Annotated in this window: 12 protein-coding genes; 7 read left to right on the top strand and 5 right to left on the bottom strand. The window is 56.0% G+C overall.

All coding sequences use genetic code 11. The annotated features are described in order from the left end of the window. Window positions 1-44: 44 nt before the first annotated feature. The 5 genes from IMQ33_RS04695 to IMQ33_RS04675 all read right to left on the bottom strand — a co-directional run bounded on the left by IMQ33_RS04695 (window position 45) and on the right by IMQ33_RS04675 (window position 6,821). Window positions 45-1,085: an oxidoreductase gene (locus IMQ33_RS04695; protein ID WP_196062540.1), complete on the bottom strand. Its 1,041-nt coding sequence runs from the start codon at window positions 1,083-1,085 to the stop codon at window positions 45-47. A gap of 270 nt (window positions 1,086-1,355) precedes the next feature. After that, entirely contained in the window at window positions 1,356-2,273 is a 918-nt protein-coding gene (gene araC / locus IMQ33_RS04690) for an arabinose operon transcriptional regulator AraC (RefSeq protein ID WP_161712543.1), read from the bottom strand. A gap of 979 nt (window positions 2,274-3,252) precedes the next feature. After that, window positions 3,253-4,236 (bottom strand): L-arabinose ABC transporter permease AraH, encoded by a 984-nt coding sequence (gene araH, locus IMQ33_RS04685; protein WP_024486688.1) that lies wholly within the window; start codon window positions 4,234-4,236, stop codon window positions 3,253-3,255. 17 nt (window positions 4,237-4,253) lie between these two features. After that, a complete protein-coding gene (gene araG / locus IMQ33_RS04680; protein WP_196062539.1) occupies window positions 4,254-5,777 on the bottom strand; it encodes an L-arabinose ABC transporter ATP-binding protein AraG in 1,524 nt (507 codons plus the stop codon). Between the two features lie 60 nt (window positions 5,778-5,837). After that, window positions 5,838-6,821, bottom strand: coding sequence for an arabinose ABC transporter substrate-binding protein (locus tag IMQ33_RS04675; RefSeq protein ID WP_024486690.1), 984 nt, complete (start codon window positions 6,819-6,821; stop codon window positions 5,838-5,840). A 359-nt stretch (window positions 6,822-7,180) separates the two neighbouring features. Between IMQ33_RS04675 and IMQ33_RS04670 the strand changes: the two genes are divergently transcribed. The 7 genes from IMQ33_RS04670 (at window position 7,181) to rsxC (ending at window position 16,189) form a co-directional block, all read left to right on the top strand. After that, complete coding sequence (locus tag IMQ33_RS04670; RefSeq protein WP_174332901.1) at window positions 7,181-8,860, top strand: ribulokinase; 1,680 nt, start codon at window positions 7,181-7,183, stop codon at window positions 8,858-8,860. Between the two features lie 54 nt (window positions 8,861-8,914). Next, complete coding sequence (gene araA / locus IMQ33_RS04665; protein ID WP_196062538.1) at window positions 8,915-10,420, top strand: L-arabinose isomerase; 1,506 nt, start codon at window positions 8,915-8,917, stop codon at window positions 10,418-10,420. Between the two features lie 101 nt (window positions 10,421-10,521). Further along, a complete protein-coding gene (locus IMQ33_RS04660) occupies window positions 10,522-11,934 on the top strand; it encodes a glycoside hydrolase family 1 protein (RefSeq protein ID WP_196062537.1) in 1,413 nt (470 codons plus the stop codon). Between the two features lie 298 nt (window positions 11,935-12,232). Then, window positions 12,233-12,673 (top strand): DUF2569 domain-containing protein, encoded by a 441-nt coding sequence (locus IMQ33_RS04655; protein WP_121606747.1) that lies wholly within the window; start codon window positions 12,233-12,235, stop codon window positions 12,671-12,673. A 144-nt stretch (window positions 12,674-12,817) separates the two neighbouring features. Next, window positions 12,818-13,399, top strand: a complete 582-nt coding sequence (gene rsxA / locus IMQ33_RS04650) for an electron transport complex subunit RsxA (RefSeq protein ID WP_021178056.1) — start codon at window positions 12,818-12,820, stop codon at window positions 13,397-13,399. Then, on the top strand, window positions 13,399-13,974 hold the full coding sequence (rsxB, locus tag IMQ33_RS04645; protein WP_196062536.1) for an electron transport complex subunit RsxB: 576 nt from the start codon (window positions 13,399-13,401) through the stop codon (window positions 13,972-13,974). Before rsxA ends, rsxB begins: the two co-directional genes overlap by 1 nt. Beyond that, window positions 13,967-16,189: an electron transport complex subunit RsxC gene (gene rsxC, locus IMQ33_RS04640; RefSeq protein WP_196062535.1), complete on the top strand. Its 2,223-nt coding sequence runs from the start codon at window positions 13,967-13,969 to the stop codon at window positions 16,187-16,189. Before rsxB ends, rsxC begins: the two co-directional genes overlap by 8 nt. Window positions 16,190-16,221 lie beyond the last annotated feature (32 nt).

Genomic DNA, 16,221 nt, shown 5'->3' with positions numbered 1-16,221 from the left:
AAAAGGGTTCAGAAGCGCTCTGAACCCTACTGTTATTATTGATATTAGCTGACCGATAGCGCTTTTTGCTGTTTGGCCGACTCAATGCCCAGCTCGATCATTTCCATGACCTGTATCGCCTCGCTGGCCGGAACCGGGTTGGTACCGGCACCGGAAATTGCGTCGCGAATGGCGGCGTAATAGGCCGGGTAATTGCCCGGAATGGACAACAGCGGCTGTTCCGCCAGCATGCCGTCACGTGACAACGTCACCACTCCGTCGCGCATGTCGTAACCCCAGTCGGCCTGCGGCAAACGCTCACCGGCTTTCAGGCGGTCTTCCTGCGGATCCAGACCATATTTGATAAAGCTGCCCTGCGTGCCGTGCACAATGTAACGAGCAGTTTCTGCCGCGGCCAGCACCGTGCCATGCAGCACCACACGCCGATGGCCGTAATTAAGCACCGCATGGAAGTAATCTACCGATTGTGAACCCGGACGTAGCTCGCCGAGATCGACAAACAGCGTTTGTGGCTTGCCAAACAGCTGCAACGCCTGGTCGATCAGATGCGGCCCCAGATCGTACCAAATACCGCTGCCAGCCCCACCTTGCTCACGCCAGCGCTGGCGGACTTCCGGGCGGAAACGATCGAAATGGGATTCAAAATAGACCACTTCTCCTAAAGCGCCGTCTTTCAGCAAGGCTTTTAAGGTCAGGAAATCGCTGTCCCAGCGGCGATTGTGAAACACCGAAAGCAGTTGTCCACTCTGCTCTGCCTGCTGTTGTAGCTGCTGCGCCTGTGACAGTGTCACGGTAAACGGTTTATCCACCACCACATGCTTGCCCGCCGCCATCGCCTGTTGTGCCAATGGGAAGTGGGTATCGTTCGGTGTTGGAATGACAATCAGGTCAATCGAGGGATCGTTAAACAGCGCCTGCGGGTCGCTGACCACCGTCATCATCGGCCAGTCGGCGTGGACTTTACCGGCGTCGCTGCTGGAAACAGCGGCCAACTCCATGCCAGGGGTTCCCGCGATCAGCGGAGCATGAAAGGTCTTGCTGGCGTAACCATAGCCCACCAGGCCAACGCGGATTGTTTCAGACATCTTGTTTCCTCATACAGGGCGATATACGCATCAATTCCAGGCGGTTGAATTGCTACGTCCGTGTAAGTTGGAGTGAGAAACCCGCTCCTGAGTGTTGCCGCGAGAAAAAGATGAAGTAGCGATTGATTCGATTTGACACCATGATGCGGGCTGGAACAAGAGCTAAATGCAGATTGATAACAAACTGGCAATATGGCTAAGCGGGCATGGTATGTGGTAAATCGGGCGCAGCACGCGGCGCCCCCAACAACGGTCCTATCCGCATGCCGATTAACGGGATGCGGCAATCAGTGGCCGATCCCGAGAATGGTTCACCGGGTAGTTGATCTCCAGGCTACGGCGGCGAAAATCGCTGGGGCTGACGCCAACCCGCTTGCGAAACACCCGGGAAAAATAGAGCTGATCGTCATAGCCAACTACCCGGCCAATAGTGGCAATCGACTCCTGAGTGGTTTGCAGCAACAGTTTGGCGCGGATCACCCGCTGATCTTCACGCCAGCGCAGGATATTTATCCCGACCTGGTCACGGAACAGATGTGCCAGCCGCGAAGGCGAAAGACAAACGTGGCGGGCCACTTCATCGATACGCAGCTCCCCTGCCAGATTGCCGGTAATAAACTGGCAGGCCTCAATCACCCGTGGGTCCATAATCTTCTGTGGGCTGAGGGGATCCTCCTCCATCGCGCGGAGCAACAGTCGTTCCAGCAGGTTCATGCCAATTTCTTCGGCAAAACGGCGGCCGGAGCGTTGGGTCTGCTCAATGTTGGCAAACAGCCGGTCAAACTCGGTCAGCAACTGGTTGTTGGGCAAGGTCAGACGCCCTACCTGATGCGCCTTGCTGTGCCATTCCAGCCAGTCGGCCCAATAGGCCCGCGGGCGGAAATAAACCCAGCGGTGATACCAGCAGTCACTATCCGGTGATCGGCCATAGTTATGTGCAGCCTTGGGCGGAAACAGCAGTAGATCGCCGGGGTTACAGTAAAGCGTCTCCTCACCGTCAAACACTTTGCCCTGGCCTTTAATGGTCAGATTGAGGATGTAACCCTTCATGCCGCCGGGGCGGTCGATAAAGAAATCCAGCGGTCCGTCCGCCATAATCGGCGTCAACCCGGCAACCAGGTAGGCGTTAAAGGTGTAACCCGGCAACAACGGGTTCGGTTGGGGTTCCTGAACCATGCGATGATACATCTGGCCTCCAAAAGTGTCGTTTCTTTATCCCAAAACTTGGCAAGATGAGTGGCCTGTTCCCCTCACCCTAACCCTCTCCCACAGGGAGAGGGGACCGATCGAGTTCATTGATTTTTCTGTGTAAAACCTATCTTTCCTCTTACTCCCTACTTTCCGAAGTTGCACGGGCCAACCACGCGCTCCATGCAGCTCCCACTCCCTACGGGAGAGAGCTCATCGATTTTTCTGTGTAAAACCTATCTTTCCTCTTACTCCCTACTTTCCGAAGTTGCACGGGCCAACTACGCGCTCCATGCAGCTCCCACTCCCTGCGGGAGAGAGTTCATTGATTTTTCTGTGTAAAACCTATCTTTCCTCTTACTCCCTACTTTCCGAAGCTGCACGGGCCAACCACGCGCTCCATGCAGCTCCCACTCCCTGCGGGCTGAGGAATCCCCACTAATTTTTTCTTAGTAGTTTCAGAGAATTAGAGCGAGTGTTTTACGATCAATCGGTTCCATTTTGTTCGTAAATTGGCAGTGAGAGAATGACGAACCACTTCTTCCCGTCTGCTTTAGGCTATTTTTTAGTCCTTTTTTGGGCAAAAAAACAGCCTATTTCTCGTCTCAATTTTTCTGGGGATTCCTCAGCCCTGCGGGAGAGAGTTCATTGATTTTTCTGTGTAATACCTATCTTTCCTCTTACTCCCTACTTTCCGAAGTTGCACGGGCCAACCACGCGCTCCATGCAGCTCCCACTCCCTGTGGGAGAGAGTTCATTGATTTTTCTGTGTAAAACCTATTTTTCCTCTTACTCCCTACTTTCCGAAGTTGCACGGGTCAACCACGCGCTCCGTGCAGCTCCCTCTCCCTGAGGGAGAGGGTTGGGGTGAGGGGGAAATAGAGATTGCTGAATAACGACAAAACACTATCGCACCTATAGCAAGTTTACCCATTCGGCAAAATGCTGCTCATAGCAATCGCAAAATTGTGATGGGTCTTCACGCCCTGCTCTTCGCTTGTTGCTTGTAGCGGTCAAAAATCACCGCGGCCAGCAGGATCACACCGCGCACCACATACTGCGAGAACGGTGAGATATTCAGCAGGTTCATGGCGTTCTCCACCGTGCCCAGGATCAGGATCCCAGCGATAACATAGGAAATTTTGCCAATGCCCCCTTTGAGCGAAACGCCCCCCAGCACGCAGGCGGAAATCACGATCAGCTCATAGCCGATGGAGGTCATCGGCTGGCCGCTGGTCATACGCGAAGCCAGAATGATGCCCGCAGCGGCAGATACCAGCCCGGAAAGCACAAAGATGATGATCTTGGTACGCACCACCGGCACCCCAGCCAGCCGAGCCGCCTCCTCGTTACCACCGATAGCCAGAGTATTACGGCCAAAGGTGGTTTTATTGAGCAGGAAACCAAACAGGATCAGGCAGCCAATGGTGATCCAAATCGGTGCAGGCAGCCCCCACCAGTTGGCATAGCCGAGCGCAAAGAAACGCTCGTCTTCGATCCCCACCGCTTTCCCATCGGAAATGATATAGGCCAGGCCGCGGAAGATCTGCATGGTGGCCAAGGTGGTGATCAGCGCGTTAATCTTCAGCCGGGCGATCACAAAACCATTGATCAGCCCAGAGAGCACGCCCAACAGCAAACCGGCAGCCACGCCGATCCACAAGCTCTCCGTCATGTTGATGACCACCGCCGCGGTGACACCCGCACAGGCGATAACCGACGCCACCGACAGGTCAAAATCGCCCGAGGCCAGGCAAAACAGCATGCCGCACGCCACCATACCAGACATGGAGATCGCCAGCCCCAGACCCTTCATATTGATAAAGCTGCCAAAATTCGGCACAAACACGACGCAGGCAACAAACAGCACGGCAAATACCACCAGCATGCCATAGCTGTCCCAGATACGCGCCAACCCAAGGCCGCCGCGGTTTTTCACAGAATTGGTTGTCATGCTCGACATCTCTTGCTCCTTCACAATCAGGCCATCGCCGCTGCAATATCGGGGGTACGTAACATCGCCAGGCTGAGGGCTTTTTCCTCAGTGGCCTCGCTATGGGTCAACTCGCCAGAGATTGCCCCTTCACGCATCACGATGATGCGATCTGCCAGCCCCAGCACTTCGGGCAAATCGCTGGAGGCGAACAGCACCGCAATGCCCTGCTGCGCCAGTTGATAAATCACGTGGTAGATTTCGTGTTTTGCGCCAACGTCAATGCCGCGTGTCGGCTCATCCAGCAGGATCACCTTCATCTCTTCCGACAACCAGCGGCCCAGGATCGCCTTCTGTTGGTTGCCACCGGAGAGGTTCATGATCAGCTGTTCGGCGCTGGGGGTTTTGATATTCAGCGCGCGGATATGGTGATCGGCATTGCTGGTTTCCCAGGCGTTATCGATCAGGCAGCCCGCCTTGATGCTTTTGCGGCGCGCGCTAATGTTGATATTGTCGCGTACCGAGTGCACAGGAATGATGCCGTCGGCCTTACGATCTTCCGGGCACAGCATCACGCCCGCACGGATAGCGTCGATCGGTGAACGAACATCGAGCCGCTTGCCATCCAGCATCAATTGGCCCGCAGTTACCCGCGTAGCGCCAAAAATTCCTTTCATCAATTCGCTACGCCCTGCGCCTACCAAGCCAAACAGGCCAACAATTTCTCCAGCGCGTACGTTAAGGCTGATAGGCGTTTTCACCCCGGTGGCCTGCAAATCGGTAAGCTGCAACCGCATTTCTCCCAGTTCGCGTGGCTGATAGCCATAGACATCACCGAGCTCCCGCCCCACCATCGCTTGCACCAGCACTTCATTGTTCACCTGCTGCATATCGTCGAAGGTGCGTACATAGCGGCCATCCTTAAACACGGTAATGGCATCGCTCAGCGCAAAGATTTCCTCCATACGATGCGAGACATACAGGATCACTCGCCCTTCGGACCGCAACTCGCGGATCACCCGGAACAGTTGCTCAATTTCACGTGCCGACAGCGAACTGGTTGGCTCATCAAACGCAATTACTTTGGCGTTACGCGCCAGGGCCTTGGCAATCTCCACCATCTGCCACTGGCCAATCGACAGATACTTCAACGGGGTATCCGGATCGATGTCCAACCCGAGGTGTTCCAGCTGTAAGCGGGATTCATAACGCAGCAGTTTGCGATCCACCAGGCCGTGTTTGGTCGGCAACTGGCCAAGGTAGATGTTCTCTGCCACGGTCATTTCCGGCACCAGGTGCAGTTCCTGGTAGATAATCGCCACCCCGGCGTTTAACGCGTCGGTGGTATTGGCAAACTGCACCGCTTGCCCCTGGAGGTGGATCTCCCCTTTGCTTGGGGCGTAATTACCGCTGAGAATTTTCAGCAACGTCGATTTCCCGGCGCCGTTTTCCCCCATCAGCGCGTGGATCTGTCCGGCCTGACAGCTGAAACTGATATCATCCAGCGCTTTGACGCCAGGGAAGCTTTTACCGATGCCTTTGAAAGCCAGATAGGGCGTGACGGCAGTCATAGTGCTTTCCTCAATGCTATGCGATAAATGGCCGCCCGCTTGTTGCAGGCGGCTCGCCCCTTACATCAGACCTTTTTTCTGCAGTTCCACCTGGAAGTTGTCGCGGGTGATCAGCACCACGTCAGTCACTTCGGTGAATTTCTCTGGTTCTACGCCTTTCTCTACCCAGTCATGCAGCATCTGAATGCTCTTGTAGCCATGAATATCCGGGCTTGGCAGCAGTGAACCGTAGAAGCCGGTAGCCTGTTTCTTGGAAAGCTCGCTTACCGCGTCAACGCCGTTGATACCAATGCCGATCACGTTAGGCGCTTTAAAGCCCTGGCCTTCGGTGGCTCGCACGCCGCCTAGCACGGTGTTGTCGTTCATCCCGACGATCAGCCAGTTTTTCACTTCCGGATGCTGCACCAGCATCGAGTTGGCGGCATCGAACGCCCCAGGGATATCGTTGGATTTGGTCGGTACCTTGTAGATCTGCTGCTCTGGGAAACCAGCGGTTTTCAATGCGTCCATCGAGCCACCGGTACGGCGGCGTGCAGTGTCCAGTTCATCGGAGGTGATCGCCATTACCCCCGTCTCTGCCACTTTCCAGCCACGCTTGTTCATCTCTTTCCACAGCTCTGCGCCTTGGCGTTCACCTATCTTGGTGGCCGCCATCATCACTAGCGGCACGCTCTCCATCGGTTTGCCTTTGGCGTTAACAAACTGGTCGTCAACCGCGATCACTTTCAGATCGTAGCTGCGCGCCTTGGCGACAATCGCCGAGCCGAGTTTCGGATCTGGGGTGCAGATGACAAACCCCTTGGCCCCGCTGGCTGCCAGGCTGTCGATGGCATTGAGGGTTTTCTCGCCGTCCGGCACGGCAATCTTGATCACTTCAAACCCCAGGTCTTTACCCGCCTTGTCGGCAAATTTCCATTCGGTCTGGAACCAGGGCTCTTCTGGCTGTTTAACCAAAAAACCCAGTTTCATGGTCTCTGCGACAGCTGAATGTGACATAACCGCCGTCAGACCAATCACTGCCAACGCCTTAGTGAATTTATGCATGGTACTCTCCGCTGTTTTGCTTTCATCGGCAGAAAAACCGGGCCACCGTGAAAACGTTATCATTATGAGATCCTGTCACGACAATGGCCTTATATCTCGCTTATTGCCGTCGACTCAGGTAAGACGCAAACAGTTTTAGCCGGTATTTGTTAGTTAAATGTAGAGCGCTATCACATCCCGAGATAACAGCAGATATGTGCATACATTTAGCAAATTTAACCAAGTGATAACTTTTGACCCCCATCACAAAATCACTGTAGCAAGCAGAAAAGTGCATACTTCCAGCCAATGATTCCTCACCTGCCTCCCCGTCCCGCTCCTATCGTTAACCTCAACCTAACAAGTAAGGAGTCCGCATCATGACGGCAGGTGCTATTGCCCTGGGATTAGACTTCGGCAGTGATTCAGTGCGGGTACTGGCTGTCGACTGTCAAAATGGTAACGAACTGGATACCGAGGTGGTCTACTACCCTCGCTGGCAGCGTGGTGACTTTTGTAACGCCGCGCAGAACCAGTTTCGCCACCATCCACTCGACTATATCGAAGCCATGGAACAGGCCGTCGTCGCCGTGGTGCAGCGCATGAGCCAGGAACAGCGGCAGGCCGTGGTCGGGATTGGGGTAGATTCCACCGGATCCACTCCCGCACCGATTGATGAACATGGCGACGTATTGGCGTTGCGGCCGGAGTTTGCCAGCAATCCCAACGCCATGTTTGTGCTGTGGAAAGACCACACCGCCATCGAGGAGGCGGAGGAGATTAACCAACTGTGCCGCCGTGGCGATTTTCCCGATTATTCGCGCTATATCGGCGGCGTTTACTCCTCTGAGTGGTTCTGGGCCAAGATCTTGCACGTTTCACGCCAGGATGAAGCGGTACGCCACGCCGCCGCCTCTTGGGTAGAACTGTGCGATTGGGTGCCGGCGCTGCTTTCTGGCACTACCGCACCGGATCGGTTAAAGCGCGGCCGTTGCAGCGTTGGGCATAAAACGTTATGGCATCCGGACTGGGATGGTTTACCACCTAAAGCCTTCTTTGCGGCCTTGGATCCGTTGCTGGTGGAAGATCTGCCCTATCCGCTGTTTACCGGTTCTTACACTGCCGATCTTCCGGTAGGGACTCTGAGCAAAGAGTGGGCCACACGGCTTGGGTTGTCAGAAAGCGTGGTGCTGTCAGGTGGTGCGTTTGACTGTCACATGGGGGCCGTCGGAGCCGGTGCGCAGCCTTATACGCTGGTGAAGGTGATTGGCACGTCGACCTGCGACATTCTGATCGCCGATCGTGAGCGCGTGGGCGATCGTGCCATCAGCGGCATCTGCGGCCAGGTGGACGGCAGCGTGGTGCCGCAAACCATCGGGATGGAGGCCGGGCAATCCGCTTTTGGCGATATGTACGCCTGGTTCAGCCGCCTGCTGAGCTGGCCACTACGTGAAGCCGCCAAGACGCAACCGCAACTCCAGACACAGCTGCAACAAATCGAGCATGACATGCTGGCCGCCCTGACCGCCGCCTGGGCCAAAAACCCGTCGCTTGACCATCTCCCCGTGGTTTTGGACTGGTTCAATGGCCGCCGCACCCCCTACGCCAACCAGCGCCTGAAAGGAGTGATCACCGATCTCAACCTCGGCACCGATGCGCCCACGCTGTTTGGTGGCTTTATCGCCGCAACGGCTTTTGGCGCTCGTGCCATCATGGAGTGCTTCGAACAGCAGGACATTCCCGTCGATAACGTGTTGGCTTTGGGCGGGATTGCCCGCAAGTCACCGGTGATTATGCAGGTTTGTGCCGATGTGATGGATCGTCCGCTACAGATCGTCGCCTCCGACCAATGCTGTGCACTGGGTGCGGCCATTTTCGCCGCAGTGGCTGCCGGGCACTTCAGCGACGTTCCGCAAGCTCAGCAGCATATGGCTTGCAGTATTGAACGTACTTTGCAGCCCGATCCGGCAAACGTCGCGCGCTACCAACAACTTTATGAACGCTATCAACAGTGGTGCCAAGCCGCAGAGCCGCGCTTTGCCGCAACCACCAAAAATTAATACGCCGGGGCCGACCCCTCGGCTCAATAAAACCTCTAGATCCAGGAGTTTTTGATGAACATCTTTAAGCAACGTGAAGTGTGGTTCGTGATCGGTAGCCAGCATCTCTATGGTCCCAAAACCCTGCAACAGGTGATGGGAAACGCCGAGCAGGTCGTGAACAGCCTGAACCGCGACGCAGGTTTACCTGTGAAGATGGTGCTGAAACCGCTAGTCACCACGCCGGATGAAATCACCACCGTCTGCCGTGATGCCAACTATCACCAGGACTGTGTTGGCATCATCACCTGGCTGCACACCTTCTCACCAGCCAAAATGTGGATTGCCGGCCTGTCGATCCTCGATAAGCCGCTGCTCCAGTTCCATACCCAATTTAATGCCGAGGTTCCCTGGGACAGCATGGATATGGACTTTATGAACCTGAACCAGACCGCCCACGGTGGCCGTGAGTTCGGGTTTATCGGTGCTCGTATGCGCCAGCAGCACAGCGTGATCGCGGGCCACTGGCAAGACAAAAATGCCCAGGAACGTATCGCTCAATGGATGCGTGTTGCCTGTGCCAAACAGGAAAGCCAGCAGCTGAAAGTGGCGCGTTTTGGTGACAACATGCGCCAGGTCGCCGTGACCGATGGCGATAAAGTGGCCGCGCAGATCCAGTTTGGCTACTCCGTGGATGCTTACGGCATCGGCGATTTGGTCAGCGTAATCGATGAAGTGAGCAAGGGCGATATCGATACCCTGGTCGAAGAGTACGAAGCCAGCTATGAGCTGAGCGACGTAGCAAAGGTTAACGGTGCCAAACGTCAGAACCTGATCGATGCCGCGGCTATCGAACTGGGTATGAAACGTTTCCTCGAACAGGGCAAGTTCCACGCCTTCACCACCAATTTTGAAACGCTGCACGGCATGAAGCAGTTGCCAGGTTTAGCGGTACAGCGCCTGATGCAGCAAGGCTACGGCTTTGCCGGTGAGGGCGACTGGAAGACTGCGGCCCTGCTGCGCATTATGAAAGTGATGGGCAGCGGCTTAAACGGCGGCACCTCGTTTATGGAGGATTACACCTACAACTTCCAGCCAGGCAACGATCTGGTGGTGGGTTCCCACATGCTGGAGGTCTGCCCTTCCATCGCCAAAGAACACAAGCCGCTGCTGGATATTCAATATCTGGGCATCGGTGGCAAGGCCGATCCGGCCCGCCTGATCTTCTCTACCCCGGCAGGCCCGGCGGTGAACGCCAGCCTGATCGATATGGGCGATCGTTTCCGCCTGCTGGTCAATCAGGTGGATACCATTGAGCAGCCTAAACCGTTACCTAAACTGCCGGTGGCGCGGGCGATCTGGCGTGCTCAGCCTTCCCTGGCTACGGCGGCGGAAGCCTGGATCCTGGCGGGCGGCGCACACCACACGGTGTTCTCGCAGTCACTGAACGCCGACTACCTGCGCCTGTATGCCGAGATGCACAACATCGAATTCCTGCTGATCGATAACGACACCACCCTGCCAGCGTTCAAGAACGAAATCCGCTGGAATGAAACCTACTACCAAATCAACCGTCGCTAAACGCGCCCGCAAAAACTGCAACCGGTTTCAGAAACCGGTTGCAAACTCATTTCAACTCGACCTAAACTAGACTCAATATTTAACGTATAGAGAGAATAGTTATGTCTGCTTTCCCGAAAGAGTTCCTCTGGGGCGCGGCTAGCGCGGCGTATCAGGTTGAAGGCGCACACGATGCCGACGGCAAAGGCCCATCCATCTGGGATACCTTCTCCCACCTGCCAGGTACCACTTACCAAGGCACAAACGGCGACGTTGCCGTCGATCACTATCACCGCTTCCGTGAGGACGTGGCGCTGATGGCCGAAATGGGGATGCAGAGCTACCGCTTCTCTATCTCCTGGCCGCGCCTGCTGCCACAGGGCCGGGGTACCATCAATGAGGCCGGGGTCAAATTCTACAGCGATCTGATCGATGCCCTGTTGGAACACAACATTGAGCCAATGATCACCTTGTACCACTGGGATCTGCCGCAGGCATTGCAAGATGAAGGCGGTTGGGAAGCACGCAGCACTGCGGAGGCTTTTGAAGAATATGCCCGCCTGTGTTACCAGCGTTACGGCGATCGCGTCAAACTATGGTCCACCTTCAATGAGACCGTGTGCTTTATCGGCTTCGGTTACATCACCGGCGGCCACCCACCAGGCATACAGAGCCCGGCGCGCGCTATCCAGGCCTGCCACCACGTCTTTGTGGCCCACGCCAAAGCGGTGGCTGCATTCCGCACTAGCGGCATTGCCGGCCAAATCGGCTTCGTCAACGTGTTGCAAACCCATACCCCGCTCAGCCAGTCAGCGGAAGACCTGGCGGCCTATCAATTGGCCGAAGGGATCTTTACCCACTGGCTGTACGATCCGGTACTGAAAGGGGAATATCCGGCTGAACTGCTGGCGCAGACTCAGGCACTGTGGGGCGTGCCACAATTCGCACCTGGTGATGAGCAACTGCTGCGCGACAATATCTGTGACTTTATTGGCCTGAACTATTACAAACGTGAAACCATCGCGGCCAATAATCAAGAGTCACATCTGACCATCAACACCACCGGTGAGAAAGGCAGCGGCCACCAGCAGGGTAACGAATTCGGCTTTAAGGGGCTGTTCAAGTTCGTCCGCAACCCGAATGGCGTGTATACCGATTGGGACTGGGAGATTTATCCCCAAGGCCTCACCGAAGGGATCATGAATATCAAGGCGCGTTACGGCGATATCCCTATCTACATCACCGAGAACGGTCTGGGAGCCAAAGATCCGATTATTGATGGTGAAGTGGTGGATGACGATCGTATCGACTATCTGCGCCAGCACATTGGTGCCATTGAAGACGCCATCAAACAGGGCGCCGACGTACGCGGCTACTACCCATGGTCGTTTATCGATCTGCTGAGCTGGCTCAACGGCTTCCAGAAGCAGTACGGCTTTATCTACGTTGACCACAACAAAGATCTGGCACGCCAGCGTAAGAAGAGCTTCTTCTGGTACCAAAAGCTGATCGCCAGCAACGGTGCGGAACGTTAATCACATTCCCATTGTTACTGGACATAATACCGCAACACCCGAGCTTGAGGCAGGTGGGAGTCATTGCAGGTTAGCCGACCGTTGAGCGCAGGGATGCGCGATACGAGCCTCCAGGGATGGATTCACGGCGTGTCGGCGTTCTGTATGACTCTCACCTGTTGCACCATTACCTGCAGCGACCCAACCTGACTAACATTTTTATAGGTTAGGCCAACGAAATCGCCTTCTCCTCGCGCATTGGCACATATTTGAGTAAGCTATGCCGCTTACTTCGTTGCAATACCACTCAGGATCTCGTATGACCCAAGCTGAATATTCGCGCATCGGCGGTTGGCTGCTAGCCCCGATGGCCTATCTGATCGTTACCCTGCTCAGTGCCAGCCTGATGTTGGCCCTGTACGGTATGGCCATTTTTATGCCGGAATCACGCGAGTATCTGAGCACCAATGCTCACGCCTTCTCCACGCAGTGGTATCTATCGGTGATCACTACGCTGGTGATGTGGTGCTTTACGCTGTACCTGCTGTGGCTGTTCTGCCAGCGTTCGCAACGTTTTCCAAAGCTGTTCCTGGTCTGGCTGCTGATCACCGTGCTATTGGCGATCAAAGCGTTCGCCTTTTCTCCCGTGCCCGATGAACTGGCAGTGCGTAGCCTGCTATGGCCGTTGGTGATGGCCGCCCTGCTGGTGCCCTATTTTAAGCGCTCCCAACGCGTGAAAGGCACCTTCACCGAGAAGTAACCACGGCAAGGCACGATTTGATCGCCCTGCCGGATAAATTTTCAGCAAAACAGGCAAAAAAGCGCAATACCCTTGCGATTAGTATGTTGTCGTTACGCCGCCGATTACCGATAATAGGCGGCTTTTATTTTTTTAGGCATTGCAATGACCGAATACCTGCTCTTGTTTGTTGGCACCGTACTGGTGAACAACTTTGTCCTGGTGAAATTCCTGGGCCTGTGCCCCTTTATGGGCGTTTCCAAGAAACTGGAAAGTGCCATCGGCATGGGCATGGCGACCACATTCGTGATGACGCTGGCCTCGGTCTGCGCCTGGCTAATCAACAGCTTTATCCTGATCCCGTTGGATCTGGTTTATCTGCGCACGCTGTCCTTTATTCTGGTGATCGCCGTCGTGGTGCAATTCACCGAAATGGTGGTGCGTAAAACCAGCCCGGCGCTGTATCGCCTGTTGGGGATTTTCCTGCCGCTGATCACCACCAACTGCGCCGTGTTAGGCGTGGCGTTGCTCAACGTCAACCTTGGCTACAACTTCCTGCAGTCTGCGGTTTATGGCTTTAGTGCCGCCGCAGGCTTCTCATTGGTGATGGTGCTGTTTGCCGCCATCCGTGAACGCCTGGCGGTAGCCGATGTGCCCGCGCCGTTTCGCGGTTCCTCCATCGCCTTGATCACTGCTGGCCTGATGTCTCTGGCCTTTATGGGCTTTACCGGGCTGGTGAGATTCTAATGACTGCGTTGTGGATTGCGGTGGCGGCATTAAGCGCTCTGGGGCTGCTGTTTGGCCTGGTGCTAGGCTTTGCCGCGCGCCGCTTTGAAGTCGAAGAAGATCCGGTTGCCGAACAGATCGACGAAATTCTGCCACAGAGCCAGTGTGGCCAATGTGGTTATCCTGGCTGCCGCCCCTATGCCGAAGCGGTTGCCAATGGCGAGATGATCAACAAATGCGCACCGGGTGGCGAGCAGGTGATGCTCAAGCTGACCGAGTTACTGAACGTCGAGCCACAACCGCTGGACGGCGGTGCCGCCGTGGCCGAACCGGTACGTAAAGTCGCCTTTATTGACGAAGCCAACTGCATCGGCTGCACCAAGTGCATTCAGGCCTGCCCGGTCGACGCCATCGTGGGTGCCACCCGCGCCATGCACACGGTCATTACCGATCTCTGTACCGGCTGTGATCTGTGCGTTGCGCCCTGCCCAACCGACTGTATTGAAATGAAACCGGTCGCCACCACGACCGCCAGCTGGAAGTGGGATATGCAAACCATTCCGGTGCAAGTGATCCCCGTGGAGCAACATGTTTAATCTGTTCGCCGCTTTGAAAAAAGATCGGATTTGGGATTTTGACGGTGGCATTCATCCACCCGAAATGAAGACCCAGTCCAGCGGTGTGCCACTGCGCGTGGCTCCCCTACCCGACATTTTTATCGTCCCCTTGCAACAGCATCTCGGGCCAGAGGGTGAGCTGTGCGTCAAAGCCGGTGACCGAGTACTGAAAGGCCAACCGCTGACCTTTGGCCGTGGCCGCACCTTGCCGGTACATGCGCCCACCTCGGGCACCATCCGCGCCATTGAACCTCACGTTACCGCCCACCCTTCAGGGCTGGCGGAACTGTGCGTGATTATTGATCCAGACGGTGAAGATCGCTGGTGCGAACTGACGCCGGTCGCCGATTATCGCCAACTGGACGCGGCAGAGCTGATCCAACGTATTCATCAGGCCGGGATTGCCGGTCTGGGGGGCGCAGGTTTCCCAACGGCCAGTAAACTGCAAGGCGGCCGTGAAGAGGTGGAAACCCTGATCCTCAACGCTGCCGAATGCGAGCCCTATATCACCGCCGACGACCGGCTGATGCAGGAACAGGCCGCTCAGATTATCGAAGGCACCCAGATCCTGCGCCACCTGCTACAACCCAAGGTGACGCTGATCGGCATCGAAGATAACAAACCGGAAGCCATCGCCGCTCTGAAAGCCGCTTTGCGCGGGCAGGATGGGATCGCCCTGCGGGTGGTTCCCACCAAATACCCTTCCGGTGGTGCCAAGCAGTTAACCAAAATTCTGACGGGCAAAGAAGTGCCTCACGGCAAGCGTTCGTCCACCATCGGCGTGCTGATGCAAAACGTGGGCACCGCCTTTGCCATCAAGCGGGCGATTGTCGATGGCGAACCGTTGATTGATCGCGTCGTCACCTTAACCGGTGATGCCATGAGCCAACCGGGCAACGTCTGGGCGCGCCTCGGCACGCCGGTGCAACACCTGCTGGCCTTTGGCGGCTATCAACCACAATCCCCGCAGATGGTGATAATGGGCGGCCCGCTGATGGGCTTTACGCTGCCAACGTTAGACGTGCCGATCGTCAAAATCAGCAACTGCTTGTTGGCCCCGACGGTTGACGAAATGGCAGTACAAGAGCCAGAGCAGTCATGTATCCGCTGTGGGCTATGCGTTGATGCCTGCCCTGCCGGGCTGTTGCCACAGCAGCTTTACTGGTTCAGCCGTGGCGAAGAGCACGAGAAGGCGCGTAAGCACAATCTGTTCGACTGTATCGAATGTGGTGCCTGTGCCTACGTCTGCCCCAGCAATATTCCGCTGGTGCAATATTATCGCCAAGAGAAGGCCGAGATTAACGCGTTGGATCAGGAGGCGGCGCGTACCGCCGAAGCCAAGGCTCGTTATGAAGCCAAGCTGGCCCGCTTAGAGCGTGAGAAATTGGCACGTGAAGAGCGTCATAAAAAGGCCGCGGTGAAACTGACCGACAGCGATCAGGATGCCGTTCAGGCGGCGCTGGCTCGCGTGCGCAGTAAAAACAGTGAGGCTGCTGGCATTGCTATCAGCGGCCAGGAGCCGGATAACAGCGCTGCCATTGCTGCCCGCGAAGCGCGTAAAGCACAGGCTAGAGAGCGCAAGCTCGAGCAAACTAGTGAAATGCCTGCGCCAGCTGCGGTGCAAGATGAAGATCCACGTAAAGCGGCCGTGGCTGCAGCATTGGCACGAGTCAAAGCCAAGAAAGAGGCACAGGCACAAGACGCTGAAAGCGTGGCGGAAACTGTAGCTTCAGAGGATCCGCGTAAGGCTGCGGTAGCGGCGGCATTAGCCCGCGTGAAGGCGAAAAAGGCTGCGCAGCAGGCTGAGCTTTCTCAACCACCAGTTGACGAGGAACCCATCCCTACGGCTGAATCGGAGGATCCACGCAAGGCCGCTGTTGCTGCCGCGCTGGCCCGAGTCAAAGCCAAAAAGGCGGCGCAGCAAGCTGAGCTTTCTCAACCGCAAGTTGACCAGGAACCCATCCCTACGGCTGAATCGGAGGATCCACGCAAGGCCGCTGTTGCCGCCGCGCTGGCCCGAGTCAAGGCAAAAAAGGCCGCACAGCAAGCTGAGCTTTCTCAACCGCAAGTTGACGAGGAACCCATCCCTACGGCTGAACCGGAAGATCCGCGCAAGGCCGCCGTTACTGCTGCACTGGCACGAGTCAAGGCAAAAAAGGCCGCTCAGCAACTAGCGATGGTAGATAAAGAGTAAGCGGTATGGGGTCTTGCTGAATGCAAGACCCC

The organism is Serratia sp. Res13-Sevr-LER1-36-b, from assembly GCF_015673035.1.
Classification (GTDB): domain Bacteria; phylum Pseudomonadota; class Gammaproteobacteria; order Enterobacterales; family Enterobacteriaceae; genus Chania; species Chania fonticola_C.
The sequence above is the reverse complement of the archived record's forward strand: the minus strand, read 5'-3'. Positions and strand labels throughout refer to the sequence as shown.